At 41.3% G+C, this 18,013-nt stretch carries 13 protein-coding genes; 9 read left to right on the top strand and 4 right to left on the bottom strand.

The features are described 5' to 3' along the window. The first annotated feature begins 4 nt into the window (after window positions 1–4). The 5 genes from AC1DQW_RS00065 to AC1DQW_RS00045 all read left to right on the top strand — a co-directional run bounded on the left by AC1DQW_RS00065 (window position 5) and on the right by AC1DQW_RS00045 (window position 5,391). On the top strand, window positions 5–562 hold the full coding sequence (locus AC1DQW_RS00065) for a hypothetical protein (protein WP_477452266.1): 558 nt from the start codon (window positions 5–7) through the stop codon (window positions 560–562). A gap of 57 nt (window positions 563–619) precedes the next feature. After that, on the top strand, window positions 620–3,010 hold the full coding sequence (locus AC1DQW_RS00060; RefSeq protein ID WP_477452265.1) for a GMC family oxidoreductase N-terminal domain-containing protein: 2,391 nt from the start codon (window positions 620–622) through the stop codon (window positions 3,008–3,010). 48 nt (window positions 3,011–3,058) lie between these two features. Further along, window positions 3,059–4,324, top strand: a complete 1,266-nt coding sequence (locus tag AC1DQW_RS00055; protein ID WP_477452264.1) for a hypothetical protein — start codon at window positions 3,059–3,061, stop codon at window positions 4,322–4,324. A 106-nt stretch (window positions 4,325–4,430) separates the two neighbouring features. After that, window positions 4,431–4,811 carry a hypothetical protein gene (locus AC1DQW_RS00050; protein WP_477412812.1) on the top strand — a complete coding sequence of 127 codons (381 nt, stop codon included), beginning with the start codon at window positions 4,431–4,433 and terminating at the stop codon, window positions 4,809–4,811. Between the two features lie 10 nt (window positions 4,812–4,821). Then, on the top strand, window positions 4,822–5,391 hold the full coding sequence (locus AC1DQW_RS00045) for a hypothetical protein (protein WP_477452263.1): 570 nt from the start codon (window positions 4,822–4,824) through the stop codon (window positions 5,389–5,391). A 112-nt stretch (window positions 5,392–5,503) separates the two neighbouring features. Here the strand turns inward: AC1DQW_RS00045 and AC1DQW_RS00040 are convergent, their stop codons facing one another. Together AC1DQW_RS00040 and AC1DQW_RS00035 are read right to left on the bottom strand one after the other, a co-directional pair. Further along, entirely contained in the window at window positions 5,504–6,904 is a 1,401-nt protein-coding gene (locus AC1DQW_RS00040) for a tetratricopeptide repeat protein (protein WP_477452262.1), read from the bottom strand. Window positions 6,905–7,075: 171 nt separating this feature from the next. Continuing rightward, window positions 7,076–7,273, bottom strand: coding sequence for a hypothetical protein (locus tag AC1DQW_RS00035; RefSeq protein ID WP_477452261.1), 198 nt, complete (start codon window positions 7,271–7,273; stop codon window positions 7,076–7,078). A 411-nt stretch (window positions 7,274–7,684) separates the two neighbouring features. Between AC1DQW_RS00035 and AC1DQW_RS00030 the strand changes: the two genes are divergently transcribed. From AC1DQW_RS00030 to AC1DQW_RS00015, 4 genes are all read left to right on the top strand, one after another. After that, the gene (locus AC1DQW_RS00030) at window positions 7,685–8,932 is read left to right on the top strand and encodes a YdcF family protein (protein WP_477452260.1); all 1,248 of its coding nucleotides are present in this window, start codon (window positions 7,685–7,687) and stop codon (window positions 8,930–8,932) included. A gap of 11 nt (window positions 8,933–8,943) precedes the next feature. Further along, window positions 8,944–9,819 (top strand): hypothetical protein, encoded by an 876-nt coding sequence (locus AC1DQW_RS00025; protein ID WP_477452259.1) that lies wholly within the window; start codon window positions 8,944–8,946, stop codon window positions 9,817–9,819. Between the two features lie 371 nt (window positions 9,820–10,190). After that, complete coding sequence (locus tag AC1DQW_RS00020; RefSeq protein ID WP_477452258.1) at window positions 10,191–13,475, top strand: SusC/RagA family TonB-linked outer membrane protein; 3,285 nt, start codon at window positions 10,191–10,193, stop codon at window positions 13,473–13,475. Between the two features lie 24 nt (window positions 13,476–13,499). After that, complete coding sequence (locus AC1DQW_RS00015; protein ID WP_477452257.1) at window positions 13,500–15,035, top strand: RagB/SusD family nutrient uptake outer membrane protein; 1,536 nt, start codon at window positions 13,500–13,502, stop codon at window positions 15,033–15,035. Window positions 15,036–15,222: 187 nt separating this feature from the next. Here the strand turns inward: AC1DQW_RS00015 and AC1DQW_RS00010 are convergent, their stop codons facing one another. Together AC1DQW_RS00010 and AC1DQW_RS00005 are read right to left on the bottom strand one after the other, a co-directional pair. Next, window positions 15,223–16,794, bottom strand: a complete 1,572-nt coding sequence (locus AC1DQW_RS00010) for an ATP-binding protein (RefSeq protein ID WP_477452256.1) — start codon at window positions 16,792–16,794, stop codon at window positions 15,223–15,225. Window positions 16,795–16,814: 20 nt separating this feature from the next. Beyond that, a partial coding sequence (locus tag AC1DQW_RS00005; RefSeq protein WP_477452255.1) for a sensor histidine kinase occupies window positions 16,815–18,013 on the bottom strand: 1,199 nt, incomplete at its 5' end.

Below are 18,013 nucleotides of genomic sequence, written 5' to 3'. Positions count from 1 at the left end.
ATGCATGGAACAAAAATGGACATTTGAAACCCTGGCCCAATGCAATAAGGATACATTGGAAAAGATATTGCTTAATGGAACTCCGCCGGATATTGAAAAATTAAACGGACTGATCTATTGTGGCTGGAACCATGAACCCATAGGAAAAATATCCGGCGAAAAGTTTAAAAAGGGGTTTTACAAAAGAAACGGCGCCAATTACGGATATAACGAAACGGTGATACAGGATCATCAAAAATACCTGGGTCAATGGGAAGTAGGTTTACATAAAGTGAGGCCGAATCAATTAGGATACTTCAGAACTGCCTATGTAAAAGATGAACCCTACCACAAACTTTACAAGCCTTACATGCACCTGGCTCATTTTAATTATGATATCCCATTTCACAAGTTCACGCTTAGCTTTTTCAGGGTGATCCGGGATTTTGTAGTACTGCCCAATGAAGGCGATCATAGTTTAATGCTTTGCAAAGCTTACCTGCGCATTGCTGAAGATCTGAATATTTTTTATTGTTATTTCTTATTAGGGCATCCGCAGGAAATTCGGTATCTGCCCTGGTAGATCAACCTTTAACAAAACAGAAAATGCCTCATACCAAAGAAATATAAAACTAATACTATGAACAAAGAATTAGTCCTTGCTGAACAATACCTGAAGTCGTTTCTTAGACTACTTCTCTTTCTATCTCTGGTAACGCTTTTTTTTCATTTTTTCCCTAATCTTACACCGGGCTTTTTACAGTTTTCCGCGGCAAATAGTTATGCTGTCATATCAGGCAATTCTGTTTTACAAGGGTTTTTAATTGTTCTTTTACTTGCATTGGCTATTGGCGATGTTCGCCGTTTCGGCCCGTTGATCCGTTTATTTAAATGGGTGCTGGCCATTGCAATAATATGGACAACTGTACAGTGGATTAAGGGTAGGCCGGCAACCGCGGGCACTACTCACTTATGGCAATTAATTACATATGCGGTTGTTTTTTCCGTGCTTTGGATCTCCTTCAGAGCCGCGGGTATTGCCCGTTACAACCTTAAATATTTATCTATACAACAATTTCAAACATTGCAGGCGCTGGCCGAAGTCTGCATCTCCGGAGATACAGATTTGTATAAATTGCAGATAGAACCTGTAAAAGTAGCCTCCAATGTTGATAATTACTTAATTGGCTTTAAAGCGCAAAACAAGTGGGTAATGAAACTGGTATTAACAGCGCTGGAAATTTACCCCCTCTTATCTTTACGTCCCTTGCTAAGCCTTATGCAACCGGCAGCAAGGTTGCAATTCCTTAAAAAAAGATTTCTAACCGATCTTGAATTTCAAAACGTGCCGCGCTGGTATGGCGAAATATTCCAGGCAGCTATAAGGATGAGCAAACAGTTATGCTTTATGGGCTATTACAGCGACCCGGCCGTATACGAAAGTATTGGTTACGTGCGGTTCAGCGATAGAAAAGATTTTGATGAAAAGAAGCGCCAGTTTCCAGGAAGCAATTCTAAAGCCGCGTTATTAAAAGTGCTTGAGGATGCCGATATTAAAACAAATGAAATAACTGCGGATATAGTTATTGTGGGTTCTGGCGCGGCGGCCTCTGTATTGGCTCATCAATTGGTAAAGGAGGGCAGAAAGGTATTGCTTGTAGAGTGCGGCGGACTCGAACAAACAGCCTCATTTACCGAAGATGAGGTGGATATGGTGAGTCGGTTGTACGCCGATGGCGCTTTGCAATTGTCAAGGGATTTCCGTTTCCAGGTATTCCAGGGCCGATGTGTTGGCGGATCAACGGTTGTTAATAATGCGGTTTGTTTTGAAACTCCTGATTATATCCTGGATAGGTGGATCAATGAAATGGGAATTGGTATCGACAGGACAAGGTATGAAAGCTCAATGGCTGCTATATATAAACTGATGAATATAGCGCATACGCCTATAATGACAGATGATAGATTTTTAAATCCTGGAGGACGGCTTTTTGCCGAAGCCTGTAAAAAGATGGGGTACGACAAACCCGAGCTGGATTCGGTAATGGCAAATATCAACGGTTGCCTGGGTTCGGGTTACTGCAACATAGGCTGTACATATGGTAAAAAGCTTTCTATGCTGGATACCCTTTTACCCCAAACGCAATTAGAAAACCCTGGATCGTTACAGATAATAGCAAACTGCGAGGCGATCAGTTTTAATCGTAGCGGCACACAGATAGTTTCCCTTACCGGGAAGTTTAAAAACGGCCGGAAAATAACTATCAAGGGCAAAACCTTTGTATCGTCGGCTGGTGCTGTTTCGTCGAGCATACTGCTCCTAAAATCTAAATTAGGCATAGTCAACGCGGGGAAAAAGCTGGCTTTTAACCTGGGTACACAAATAACAGCTGCTTATAAAGAGACTGTTAATTCTTATGATGGATTGCAGATCTCCCATTTTCTGAAAACCAATGATCGCCGTTACGTCATGGAAACCTGGTACAATCCGCCAATGTTTCAATCAACGGCCATGCCTGGCTGGTTCGATCAGCATTTTTTAAACATGAAGCAATATGGGCATATGGCGTGTACGGGGGTATTGGTGGGTACAGCTTCCAATGCGGAAGTAAAAGTGGCCGGCTTATTTGGGCGCGATATTACTTATGTGCCTACAGAAGTTGATTTTGCAAGCTTGATGGATGGGCTGGAAAAAACGGCGGAAATATACCTAACTGGTGGCGCCGAGCGCGTTATGCCTAATACATTTAATTATTATGAATACAAAACAGTAAAAGAACTGAAAGACAATTTGCGTAAAAACGTAAAAGCTTCGCCTGACATTTCCACCGGCACGGGACATCCGCAGGGTGGAAACGTAATGAGTAATGACCCGGCAACGGGCGTGGTAGATGCAAATTTTAAAGTATATGGGTATGATAACCTGTTTGTTTGCGATGCCAGTGTGTTTCCAACCAGCCTGGGGGTTAATCCGCAGGTTACGGTTATGGCTTTAGCACACTATGCAGCGCCTTTTATTGCCGGCAATTAGTAAATAAAGAACCTGGAATTTCTCTGTTAGTTGTTAAATATCAATATTATGAAAACAATTACTTACAGCTATAAGCCAACTATTCTCATCATCATAGCAATCATGATGATGACCTTTAATGCCGGAGCTAAGATATTACCGGATAATCCGGATACTTTAGCTGCCGATAAACCTGGCGCGGATAATTCTGAGGATAAAACATACAGGCCATTTAAATCTGAGATTTTAAAAATCATAACCGCCCTTGATTCAAAAAAATCAAAATCAGATAACGGCCTGATACAGGCCGATCAAATAATCCGGATAACTATTAGTCATCCCAAGGATTTTTTGTTGCAGCGGCCCAATGATAACAGCAAATTGATTTTATATGCCGATGGTATTCCATTAAAGGGGATGCAGTCATCCTATTTTTCTGAACTATCTATCCAGGATGTTAATGATGCAACCAAAATATGGCCCGACTCCCTGGAGATTCCATTCCTTTTTAAAAAGGACAGCACTAACAAGGAGGCCTGGAACAGCCTGTTTCGTATGGCAAGCTGGAATCAAAACCGCATTAGTTTTAAATTGTCAGCAGGTTGGTCGGGCATGTTTCCTTTAAATTATGCAAAGGGCCTAAAGCCAAATACCAAACTCACCTTATTCTTCTATGAGCCTAAAGTTTTTTACATTTTACTTTTCCTTTACGTGTGCTTTATATGCGTTTTTATTGTAGTTTGTCATAAAACGGGTTTGATTAGAGACCCGGACGAGATTAATCATACACATGGCCCTTACAGCCTGGCGCAAACGCAACTGGCCTTCTGGACGGTAATCGTCATCGGGGGATTTATTTACCTGATACTCTTAACCGGGCTGAGCGATTCACTTAACGATTCAATTCTGATGTTATTAGGAATCAGTGGTGGTACCACCGGTGTTGCCGGTTTTATTGATTATTATAAAAAACGGGGGGATAATCCGGCATCTTCCTCCGCAACACCAGGGCCGGCGGTTGCATCAAAAGTACACCAGTCATTTTTAAAAGACATCCTTTCAGACGGTACAAATGTAAGCGTACAACGTACCCAGGTAGCACTTTGGAATGCAGTTCTTGGCATATATTTTATGTGGTATGTGGTCAACAACAAGTCTATGCCTGTGTTTGATAATACCCTGTTAATATTGGCTGGGGTCAGTTCAGTTTTATATTTATCATCTAAAGGACCCGAAAATACCGTTAAGGCTAAAGATCTCCCATTCACACCACCTCCTCCTGCTGCAGACTCTGCAAATGGAGAGGGTTCAAATGATAATCCTGCTTCGCCTTAAAAACGACATTGCAATCTTGGTTAAGGGATTGTTTATGCCCCTTGTAACGGGTAAACGGGTCATGCAAATAATAATTTAAAAAAATGTAAGTATAAATTTTTGATCCATGGACAATAAACTAAAAATCATATTGATAGTTGTGCTATCGCTCGCGGCTATCAATTCCGTCGTCGCTTTTTTTCAAAAAAGCCAATTGAAGCAAATTCAGAAAAACATTGAGCTTTCACAGATTAATATTAATACGGCGCTCAAAGATATCCAGGCATCCCAGGAAAAAATTGAGGCTATGCAAAAGGATATCAGTGATTATAAAAGCTATCTCAGTAATACACAAACAACTGTAGAAATATTAAACACCAAAAAAGACCTTGAGGAAGCTAAAGCCAGGGGAGTAATAGCTTCCGGGCTTGAAAATATACGCCACCGGCTTGATTCTTTAAAAGCGGAAAGGGAAAAACTAATTTCACAATCAACAATAGAAAACTAAAATTACGGATATGAAGCGCGCTACACTAAAACCGGTTTTGCTTATTGCCATGTGTTTATTTTTTTCGGCCCTGCAAGGTATCGCCCAGGGACTTAAAAAATTTACCGATAACTCACATAAGAAGGTATACAGATATGTAAAAGGCGATACGCTAATGATTGACTGCGATACCGTTATTGTACTTAATAAGTTAACTTTCAGTATTTATGATCAATACTACAGGCGTGGTCAAAATAGCGTTAATGAACTTAAATCCATATCTGATGGCTATGAAGGTATTATCAAAAAACAGGACAGTTTACTGGCGGTAAAAGAGAGTTATTACCAGGTACTCAATAGTAAAATGGATTCACTGGTTACCCGTTCAAAGAGTTTTGCAGATAAGTCGAGCAGTGACCTGACCCAGCTAAACACACAATTGACCGATGCCAGTACAAAGCTAACTGATACCCAGCGCTTGCTTACCGATGCGCAGAAAATGCTTGCTGACGAGAATAAAAGACAGAATAGAAAAGCCTTGAAATTTGGGATAGGAGGTGCGGTAATAGGTGCGGTGGTCGCCTTTCTTATAGCCCATTAGTAAACTTTCTATTGTTTGCATTTCAAAACCGGGCAAACGTGTCACCCACGGTCTGCAAATTGTTCTTTGCTCAAAATGGTATAAGAGGTTTGTTTACAATTAATTTCTTAAACTATTGTTGAGCCCGGGTATCAGCCTGCTTAGTTTCAAGATTTGATGGCTTTAGCGGTTTTTCAACATGAACTAATTTTTTGCGCATCCAGTTTGTAAGCCGGTGGTGTAATGGTACAAGTATTGAAGCGAGAATAACCAGGATAACCAATTCCAGTACGGGCAGATGATTACTAATACGCTGTACAAACGGGTGTATAAAAAGGGTAATAAATTCAAAAACAAGTAACAGCGAAACCACACCCATAAATTCTATCACTTTGCGATGGGTTCGGCCTTTACTAAGTACCAACAATATCAAAAAGAAAAAAGGAATAAATATCGCAATGCCAATAAGCTGCAGGTTAACAATCCTTTCTTCCGATTCACGTCTCTTTTCTTCGGCTATTTCCTGTTGCCTTGCAGCCTCATTAAAGCTAATGGTTTGTATTTGTTTAATTTTCTCCACATTAAACATGGTATCTTTTGCAGCCATTGCTGTTTTTAGGTACAATAGTTCAAGATGCTCATTTGAGTGTTGATATATTTGTGTGAGTAAATTGCTCGCGTTATAAATACCTACGGGATACTTCGCATTCCTGGCTGCATCAAGGGCTTTTTTTGCGTAAAACGCACCAGAGTCTGCTTTATTAACATCTTTATAAAGCAATGCTATACTGTTATAGGTATCTGCAAGACTGCTTTGGTCGTTATTCCGGAGCGCATAAGTTACACTTAATCTGTAGTAATCAAGAGCGAGCGCCTGATGTTTCATTTTATAATTGATATCCCCTAAAATCGACAGCGTGTTCGGCAGCATTCCCTCTTCGCCGATCGTTTGCTGTAACTCATAGGCGCGCATTTCAAAAGCAAGGGCTAGTTCTACTTTGTTGAGTTTAATATAACAATTGCCAATATTGGATAATACAATGCTCAGGAATTTTTTATTATGAAGCGATTCGGCAATTGCTTTTGCCTTAAAGTGATAGAATAGTGCTTTTAAATTATCATTGTGATCTGAATAAACAATACCGATATTATTCAAACAGGCCAACTGACCAGGGAGATCATTGTTTTCTTCTCTTATTTTTAACGAACCAAGCAAAAATTTCAGGGCTCGGTCATATTTGCCATTTTTCCATAACACAACACCCAACCTGTTTAGGCTGCTTGCTTCCCCGGTTTTATATTTCGTATTTCTTGCTATCGTAAGGGCTTGCTCCGCATAAATTAAGGCGCTATCGGGGTTAAACGACTGCACCTGCATGCTTTTCTTAACCAATAATGCAATTCGGGCCGTATCGTCGTTTTGGGTTTCAAAAAAAAGCTTTGACGACGCTTTCGCTTTATATTGCGCATTAACAATTTCACTACCTGCCAGCAGACAAATAAAAACCAATTTTTTATAGGATTGTATTCGCATATAAACAATTAGCAAGATAAAAATTGGTCAAAAATGCCTCATCCCATATCTTATTAGAATTTGAAGTTGATTATCATTTCTAAAAGGTCTGAGTCAGCGGGTACCTGTATTCGAATCCCTTTTGCGGGCACCGGGTAAATCTTTAATGTGTTAGCAACCAGTAGACTAACCTTAGCCAATAGGGGTGTTTTTATCACGCAAGCTTTTATTAGCCGCCAGGGCCTGCCCAATTGCATCCTGGTCACCTGTAAAATCAATTGGCTTGCCTTTATCAAGAGCATCGCCGATAGCATTCATATCTGGAGAATTATCTTCAGATTCAGCACCCCCGGTTGGTTCTTCCGGTGTGTTTTTTTCGATTATATCCATGATCAAATATTTAATTAATTACCTTATTTTAAAGCAGTTAGTTATGCGACCATACCTTGTTTGTTTAAATTTAGCACTAAGGAAACGGATAACCAAATTTTTACAATTATATATTGCTGATGGTAACCTATAGTTATAAAAGCCCGTTCTTTTGCTTATAAAGAAAGCAAATTGATTTGCATCAATTTGCCGTTTCCCGCAAAAAGGTTAAGCGTTTTCAACGTAATAGCTTATCGTCATAGTAGATTGGTGCTTTCAGAAAATGCTGGAAAAATGTGTGTCTGACAACCTATTTTCGTCTATTGCTAAATATGCATGCCCTTCAAACCTACTATATTTAGTCACGGGAAATCATTTATTAACCTGCAGTTTATTTTAGAGTACGTTATTTGCAACACACACTATTTTTATATGAATAAACTTTTTTTAGTCCCGTTGATGTGCCTTTTCGGGTTCGGTAGTTATGCACAACATGTGGCTGCCCCTGATAATATAAGCACTAATACAGATTACGTAAAAACCAAAAATTATTATCTGCTTACTTTATTTGAACAGGATAAAGAGGTAAGTACCATGCTTAAGCATGATGCAGCGCTTACAAAAATTACCCAACAAAAGCTAAAGGATCTAAACACTTCACTTGCCGATTGTAAGGACGCCGCATGCCTTATAGCCCAGGTAAAATTATTTGGCGATGAGATTGCTGTAGTTAGTACCCAGCTTGCCTTGCTTCATAAACCCGGTAACGCCCTGGATCGTTTGGTTAAAACCCGGTTAATACCATCGGGCGCCTACAGCCTGTATAAAAACCTAACACCGACCCAGCTGCTGGTAAAAGCCTGGGAGCAGGATGCAGCGGCTGTAAATTATACCATAGGCGTATATGCCGAAGGCAATAAACCAAATTATCCGCTAATAGATTCTGTAAGCTACAACGTTCATGCAAACCAATATTATACTTTAATGTATGATTTTAATGCCGCTTTGATAGGGAATGTTAAAAATACAACGTTGTTTTTTGAGCCGTCGCTGCAGGCCGCATTGCTGTACCTGCAAATTAATGAACGGCAGGACCCTGCCCATTATGAGCCAATGGAATTAACCGTTAATAAAGCAGCTGTTAATAAAATAAAGACCATTAAGTGGGCAAATTTCCCATACTCAAACATACTTGTGCCGGGCGCTGGGCCGGATAATCCAGCATCACCCTTAAGCGGCGAGGGGATGCTGCGCTGCAGGCTTGCAGAGCAAGAGTACAGGCTGGGTAAAGCACCCCTCATCATTGTTTCTGGCGGCAATGTGCATCCTTATAAAACCAAATATAATGAGGCAGCCGAAATGAAAGTATACCTCATGAAAGTACTGCATGTACCCGAAAGCGCTATCATCATTGAGCCACACGCAAGGCACACAACCACCAATATGCGTAACAGTGCAAGGCTCATATACAAATATGGCATCCCGGCTAATAAACCCGGCATTGTTGTTACCGATAAATCGCAAACCGATTTTATAATGCACATGGCCGATAGATGCGAAAAGGAGCTAAAATATGTGCCTTACAAATTAGATAAACGCAACTCAGAAACCGAAGTAGAGTACTATCCGGTTGAAGAAGCTAAGCAAATAGATCCTGATGAACCGCTTGATCCACGCTAAAATTAATATCGATGCAAAAAATAACATTAACAATATTAGCTGCGGCCTTAGGTCTTGGCTCTTTAGTAACCTCAAATGTTGATCTGCAGCTTAATCATGCAATAACTATTGATTCTTTAGGAGCCTGCCAGGGGATCTCCTATCAAAAAGGACGTATCTTTTTGTATGGCGACCGCGAGGTGGGTATGATCCGTGAATTTAAACAGGAAAATGATAGCATGATATATCAGCACAAAGAGATTAAGCTGACAATGAATGACAAAGATGTAATTAATCACCCTACCGGGATTGCCTATAACGGAACCGGACCAACCTTTATCGGTAACTCCATTCGCCTTAATGCCGAAGGTACAAAATGGAAAGCGGTAATATATTGTGTGGACTGGAAAGGGTTGCTAAAAACGGGCACACTTGATGGTAACCTGCTAAATACGATTGATGATGACGCCTGTATACAGGGCACCCGTCCCGAGTATGTTAAATATAATAATAAATGGTATGTGGCCACTGCAGATTATGGCGACCATGGCAATGAAGTAAGATTATACGATCCCGAAAAATTAGCGAAAACTTCAAACTCAAAAGGGGAGGGGGTACTTTACAAAAAATTTACATGTACTCCATGGGTACAAAACCTACATTGGATAGCTAAAAATAACATGCTTGTGCTAATCCAAAACAAAGTGGAAGGGCGGCAATGGCGCTTTACGTATATCGATCTTAAAAAATCTGTCGAAGCCGGTAAACAAGTAGTGATCAGCCAGGTGGACCACATAGATAGGGCCGATGAGCTGGAGGGCTTCTCTTTTATTGGCGGTAATGAAAATGGAATTGCGGTAACATCATCCCGCAAAAACAACGTAAATTTTACCAAAACTACATGGTAGCAGCTTCGCAAAGCTATTAAAAAATTGAAATGCCAGGTATCTCGCCCGGCATTTTTTATTAATATAAACTTAACTTTTAAGTATCCCCCGCTTAAGATAGTTGGCTTAATTTTGTTGCCAACATTGCAATATTAATAACCCCTGATTAATATTATTTTATCATAAGGCAATATCTATTGTGATAATATTAAATCTATACTATGTTTAATTTAAGCGCCTATGTAACATTAATTCAAACTTAACCCCGGCTGGTAGTAAACTAAGAACTGGTGAAAGCGCTAACATTCACACAGTCTCCTGAATAATTGTCAAATAACTAAAAAGCGGTCGAAAGCTTTAGTGTCGTTTTCTAACAATCAATTTTTTAAAATATGAATAAAAAGATTACTCATGATCTTTTTGAAAGGTTTTTGCTAAAACCTTTTATCTGCCTCACGATCATGGCGCTGGCGTTTAACGCAAACGCGGCAATTTCCAACAAAACCGGGCGTAACCTGGCAATACAAGTATCCGGTACCGTAACCGACGAAACCAACCAGCCTTTGCCTGGCGTATCTGTAAGAATAAAAAACACAGATAAAGGTGCGGCAACCGATGCGAGGGGTAAATACAGCATAGCTGCAGATGAAGGATCAATACTAGTATTTAACTTTATTGGTTATACACCGCAGGAAGTTGCAGTTGGCGGTTCAGCTACCATCAATGTAAAGTTAATGCCCAAAGCAAACATGCTTAACGAAGTAGTTGCTATCGGCTACCAAACCATCCGCAAAAGCGATGTTACCGGTTCAATTTCCAGTGTTAAGGCAAGCGACCTTAATTTATCTGCGCCGTCTCTCGGGCAGGCATTAGCGGGTAAGGTTTCTGGTGTGCAGGTATCACAAACAAGTGGCGCGCCATACCAGAGCACCAAAATCAGGGTTAGAGGCATTGGATCATTCAGTGCCAGCTCCGATCCTTTATATGTTATTGATGGCTACCCGGCAGGCAACGATATTTTCATTAATCCAGAGGATGTTGAAAGTATCGACATTTTAAAAGATGCAGCCTCTGCGGCTATTTATGGTTCCCGTGCATCCGGCGGTGTTGTTTTGATAACTACAAAACATGGTAAAGAAGGCAAAGGAAAATTTGAATACAGTGTGCAAACAGGTATAAATCAGTTAGCTAAAAAAGTAAAACTGCTCAACTCAGATCAGGCTGCTCAACTTGTAATTGATGGCCGTAACAATACCTATCGTGACCTGTGGGTTAATACAGGCCACGTTTGGAATGATGCCATGTACTCCGATAACAACGCTACCCGCATTGCCAATGTAAGTAATGCAGGCAGCGTTAGTATACCCGACGGACTTTATGACTTTGCCAGCCAATCATTAATTCACCAAACAGTAAATACCGACTGGCAAAATGAATTGTATCATAATGCTTTCTTCCAAAAACATAACCTGGCATTTTCTGGGGCTTCAAACGGCTTCCATTACTATGTGAGCGGAGCTTACCAAAACCAGGACGGTATTATACGCACTACCGGGCAAGAGCGTATAAATTTCCGCACCAATATTGAGGGGGATGTGAGCAAGAAATTACACGTTGGCGCAAATATAGCCTACACTCAAAACACGAATAAAGAGGTGCAGGAAGGCCGGTTTGACCACGGGCCGGTTCTTGGCGCACTTATATACATGCCCTATTTACCGGCTTATAATGCCGATGGTTCACTGGCTACTAATGCCGAGGCAGCACAGGCAGCAGCATACGGTTACCAGTCTATCGAAAATCCGGTTGCATTGGCCGAGCGTACAAAAATTACCCGCAAAGGTTACCGCAGTACCTACAACGCCAATATAGTTTACAATATATTGCCTGGTTTTAATGCCAAAGCCAATTTAGGTACCCAAACCTACAATGAAAAATATGATTACTACCTGCCAACTAACTTAAGCAGTGGTGCTTTCCCCCCGGGATCAACACAATCCATAGCGGCAGCAACGGCAACAGCTCAAACTATCACCCAGCTAGATCGCCTGGCCGAGTTTACCTTAAACTACAATAAACAGCTTGGTAAACACCATTTTGACGTACTGGCTGGTTATACCGCTCAAAAAACAACCAGCGACCTGATCAGCGTAACTGCCAAAGGTTTCCAAAATGATAATATTCCGGAAATTACTGCCAAAGGCGCAGATGCGAGTCTTTTTACCTTGAATTCAAATACAGGTAAATCGGCTTATACCTTACTATCATACCTTGGTCGTGTTAATTACAATTATGCCAGTAAATACTTTTTAACGGGTTCTTTCCGTGCCGATGGTTCATCGCGTTTTGGCCCTTTAAACAAATACGGCTATTTCCCGTCTGTTGCCGCCGGATGGAACATATCCGAAGAGCCTTTTTACCATAACTTCCTTGGCGATCAGTCAACCGTTAAAGTCCGCGCAAGCTGGGGTTTAAGTGGTAACTACAATATTGGCAATTACGGTTATCAGCAAACGCTTGCAAGCCCTACAGGTGTGGTTTTTGGTAATAATACCATTGCTACCGCTACATATGCCGGCGGTATAAAAGATCAAAAGCTAAGCTGGGAGTCAACTTCGCAATATAACTTTGGTACCGATATCGGCTTGCTTAATGGCCGCTTATCTATCATCGCCAACTATTATTTAAGCTACTCTTACAACCTGTTATATAATCAGCCTATTTCGGCTATATCCGGCAGTACCACCATCCTTACCAACCTGCGCGATTCAAAGATCCGCAATACAGGTTTCGATCTTCAACTTGATGGAAGGATAATAAGCTCAAAGGATTTCACTTTCAATGTAAGCGGCAATATTTCGCTAAACCGTAACAAGGTTGTTAAACTACCGGGGAACAACACCATTATAATTAACGGTGCAGAGCGCTCTTATTTAACCAACATTACCACACAGGGTCAGCCGGTGGGTATGTTCTATGGTTTTAAAGTGGGCGGTATAGTAACTCCCGAAAATATCAGCAAGGTTGCCCCATCGGCCTCATCAACCAACCCGCTTAAGCCAGGCGATCTGTATTTTGTGGATACCAACGGCGATGGTAAAGTGAACGATGCCGATAAAACCGTTATTGGTTCACCATACGCTAAGTTTACTTACGGCTTTGCCTTAAATTCTACTTATAAGCATTTTGATTTAAGTGCATCGTTCAATGGCTCTTATGGTAATAAGATATTAGATGGCCAGGATTATTATCTGTACAACATGGAAGGCTCGGGCAACCAGTATGCCGATGTGGCCAACCGTTACAGAAATGCCGCTGACCCCGGCAATGGAACTGTATACCGTGCTTCACGCGGTGGTACCCAAAGTAACAGCACCCGTTTATCTACATTTTACCTGCAAAGTGGCTCGTTCCTTCGTTGTACCAACTTAACGGTTGGTTATAGCCTGCCCGGCATTTTACAAAACACACTGGGTATTAGTAAAGCCCGGTTGTTTGCCAGTGTAGTAAACGCTTTTACCATCACCAAATATAAAGGCTATAACCCGGAGGTTGACTACAATTATTCTGGCGCCGCTTCAAATAATACTCAACCAACCAACCTTGCACCCGGAATTGATTATGGTACTTACCCCTTGGTTAGGTCGTACAATTTAGGTGTTAATGTTACTTTTTAATGATTTTTTAAGGAGAATATAGAGATGAAGAAAAAATTAATAGCTATCATTTGCCTTACGGTATGTGTAGCCATAAGCCCGGCATGTAAAAAAAGTTTTCTAAACGAAACCGATCCGAATGCTGTTACTGTCGATGCCAATTTTAAATCGCCTAATGATGTTTTGTTGGCTGTAAATGGTATTTATCAATCATTGCGCAGTGGCAATAATATAGGCGAAAGCAGCGACCTGTGGACCGATCAGCGCTCTGACGATACCGGCACAAACGATAACCAATCGAACGCGGGCGAGCCTTTCCAGTTTAACAATTTTTCGCTGATAGCCAGCAATACTTACTTAAAAAGCCACTGGGTATCGTTATATGCTACAGTTACCCGTGCCAACGTGGTATTGTCACATATTGATGCTGTAACTTTTGCTGATCCAAACCTGAAGCTGCAATACACAGGCGAAGCCAAATTTTTACGTGCGCTGATGTATTTTCACCTGGTGCGCCTTTGGGGCGATGTGCCGTTGGTAACCAAACAATTAGCCTCTACAGAAGTTGCGGCCGCAACCTATCGCGAAAAACAGGCTACGGTATATGCGCAGATTATAAAAGACCTTACCGATGTGATCAATAACAGCCCGCTGCCTAACCTGCAAACAGGTGCTAATATTGGCAGGGTATCAAAAGCCGCGGCCAATGTATTATTGGGCCAGGTATATTTAACAATGGCTACAACTTTAGATCAGGCTAACCGCCAGGTTAATCTTACAAATGCCAAAACCTACCTCATGAATGCCTATAATATGCGCACATTCGGCGCATTAAGCAGTATTCCGTATACCGATGTTTTTGATGTAAATAAAAAATCAACATGCCCTGAGCTGATCTTCCAGATTGTAAATAAGCAGGGTGATGTTAGTTACAGTTCATCAATAGCAGCCAACAACCAGGCAAAAGGCGAAACCGTTAATTCGCAAAAGGCAGCATCGGGCGCGGGATATAATGTTACCCACGATCTGATCAACGATTACGAAACCGGCGACCCGCGAATGACCTTTTCTGTTAAGTATGCTAATGATCCAATTGTAAAGGATTGGTTTGTTACCAAATTCAGGGATGCGAGTGATGCTGCCGGTAAATTAGGTTATGGTGGCAACGATTGGATCCTGATGAGGTATGCCGATGTGATACTGATGCTTGCCGAAGTTAATAACGACCTTGGGGACGATGCCGCTGCTATTCAATATTTAGATATGGTACGTATAAGGGCGGGGATGCCAACTTATGCACTATCTATGACCAATAGTGCTTACAGCACTAATTATCCAACCCTTAAGCTTGCAATTTTGCATGAGCGCCGCGTTGAGCTGGCATTTGAGCATCACCGCTGGTTTGATTTGCTACGGGCATTTACCACTGAAGAACTGGTAGCCTATTTCAAAAGCAAAACCCAGGCTAACTTCGGATCAGCCTTGCTATCAAATTTTAGCACAAAGGACCGCTATTATCCTATCCCATTTGATGAGTACAAGCTCGATCCGGTAAAGATGTATCAAAATCCGGGCTATTAAAACCCGATATAGTTAACCACCCTAAAGGACTATCGGCCCCAATATTGGGCGCCGCTCCTATTGAAAAAAGCCTCTTAGATAATCACTAAGGGGCTTTTTGGTTGTTTTTTGCTTGGACTTTACCTGCACCTTCCAGCTATGTGTTATCCTTTGCCCTGGTTTGTTTAGGCTGAATTTTTAGCGCACTTCACTTTATAGGCAGGTGGATGGTAAAAACGGCGCCATTATCATTTTCGGCATTAATGGTTCCGCCATGAGCGGTGATGTACTGCTTTACAATAGCTAATCCAAGCCCTGTTCCGTTGGTTTTATCCTTGGTTATAAAAGGTTCAAAAAGTGATTTTATGATATCATGAGGTATTCCCGGTCCGTTATCACGTATTACAATAGATACATTATTATTGGTTTCGTCTGTCTGCGCGGTAATATGTATAACAGCATGTTCTATCTTTTTGTATTGCAGCACCTCTACGGCATTATTCACTAAGTTCATCACAGCTCTTTTAAGCTTACTTTCGTCACCCTGTATAACTAGGTTTCCGGGGATAGTTTTATGAATGGCTACGTGGTCATGATGAACGCCTCCCTCTGCCACATTGGTAATAGCATCAATTATCCGGTTGATATTAACCGGCTCTTTTTTTACAGGTGTTTCTTTGATAAAATCTAAAAAGTCATCAAATATTTCGGATGACTGCTCGGCACACTGATCCAGCAGATCCACCCATTCGCCGCCTTCATTTTGCTCCCGCATCATCGTCGTAATCAGTTTCATATTTTTAATAGGTGTGCGCAGGTCATGCATCACCATACCAACCGCGTTGCCGGTTGCCGAAAGTTTTTCCTTCCGTATTAATTTTTCGTTTAATTCTGCATTTCTAATTGCCTGGGCTGCATTTTGCACAAACAATTTTAACAAATACATCTTTTCAGTTTTTAATTTTTCATGCTTTTTTAAAACGGCAAAAACAGAATAGCAATCCATTCTTGCCAGCACCAGGTCATCCATCTGCATCACCTCATCCGGCTCAATGTGGATGGTTTTTACACGGGCAATTAATTCATCCAGGTTTACCCTGGCTTCAATAGCGCCAATTGAAAGTATTTTTTCATAGGCAAAATCACCGTGGAGCTTTCCTAACAAAGCCATATCTGTCCCTACCGAAATTGCTAACTGTTCTAAAATATTTTTAAGCAAAGTGTTAAGCTGGCGCTCATTCAAACCAATAGATGATATAGACTCAATCAGTTTCTCAAGGTTTCGCAAACGGTCATAATCGGTTATTGCTTTTGTAGCAAGCAGTATAATTTCTTCTGCTGCATATGGCTTGCAATGATAGCCCACGTTTTGCCCCGCCTGGTCAATAATCTCTTCAATAGAACGATCGCTGTACGCAGTAATAAAAATAATTTCCGTTTTGCTATCGTACTTCCTTATCTGCCTCGCGGTTTCAAGCCCGTCCCAGCCTGGCATCCGCATATCCAGGAAAATAACTGCATAAGGCTGCCCGTTCTCCAATGCCTTTCTTACACAATCAACGCCCTCCCTGCCATTAGATGCTTTATCCACAGTAAAAACCGGGATCTTGCTGGTACGGATAGTAAGTATTTCCTTCGGCGTATCAAACAAAATGCTGGCCGCCTGGCTAATGCTGTTATCTTCAATAAAAGCTTTCGGCGCCAATATTACTTCTATATTATCACGTACCAATTCTTCGTCGTCAATCACAAGTACTGATGTATTTACCTGGTTCATCATAAAAATTCGTTTATAATCCTTTAAAGGCGTTTACCGTTTTCGTAATTAAATTTAATAGTTGTTGTAGTGCCCCGGCCAGGGCCTTCACTGCAAATGCTGAAAGAGCCGGAATGACTTTCAATAATAGATCTGCAATTGTATAAACCAAGGCCGGTACCTGTGTTTTTGGTAGTAAATCCCCGCTCAAAAAGATGGGCAGCTGTAGCTTCATCAAAACCCTTGCCTGTATCCCCGATAGTTAATCGCAGCACGTTACCCTCTAAAAGCAATTGGATTACTATATTTTTTTCATTTCCGTGAATGTCTATTGCCTCTATACTGTTTTTTAATACGTTTAAAATCACCTGCATCAATTTAGTCCTGTCACCTTTAATCATTGGTACCTGGTCTGGCATATTTAGTGTAACAGCAATACCTTTTTTATCATAAGTGGCAAATATCATTGAACGGCAGTCATAAATAACATCCCTTAAGTTAACCGGTTTTCTGTCCTGTGGTTCATGCCCAACCACATACTGGCGCTGAATGGTAAGGATCTCCTGGATATGGCTGATGATACTAAGCTGTTCGGAAATAGACCGCCGAATTTCTTCCTTGTTAGTTCTCTGTGCCAGGGTGATCCCTTCCAGCAGGCTTACCAGCGCTCCTGCTTTTTGATCGCCAATTGCTGTAGCCAATTCGGCTTGTTGCCCTTTTAAAAACAACACCACATTTTGCAGGTTTTCGTCATTATTCTGTTCCATAGAGCGGTTAATACGCGTAAGGTATGAGCCAAACCCAACCACGGCGTTGCCAATATCATGTAATACTTCAGACGCGATCTCAAACTTGCCCTGTGCAACAGCCCTTTCCAGGCCTGCCTGGTGCATGGCCTCTTCTTCCTCGTATTTCGCCGTCAGATCTTCGAAGCCCACAATAATGCAATCTTCAAACATCTTGGTGATGTTGAACTGAAAATGATTTTCGGCATGATTATTTGGATGCGGCAGCCTGAATCTATTTAGCGCGTTATAAACTATCCCCCTGAATGGCTCATAATTTTTTATTTTTTCAGAAATCTCCGGGTTGATGCAATCCAAAATGGGGTAAATATTATCACCCGGAAGCTGATATGTTTCCAATAAGGGTTTCAGCAATTCTCCCCCGGCTATGTTCAGCCGTATTACTTCGCCGCTTTGATCAATTTCGGCCAAGCCTAATGGAGCATAAGTAAAAATGG

This window comes from Mucilaginibacter sp. P5_A4 (assembly GCF_056400605.1).
The sequence above is the reverse complement of the archived record's forward strand: the minus strand, read 5'-3'. Positions and strand labels throughout refer to the sequence as shown.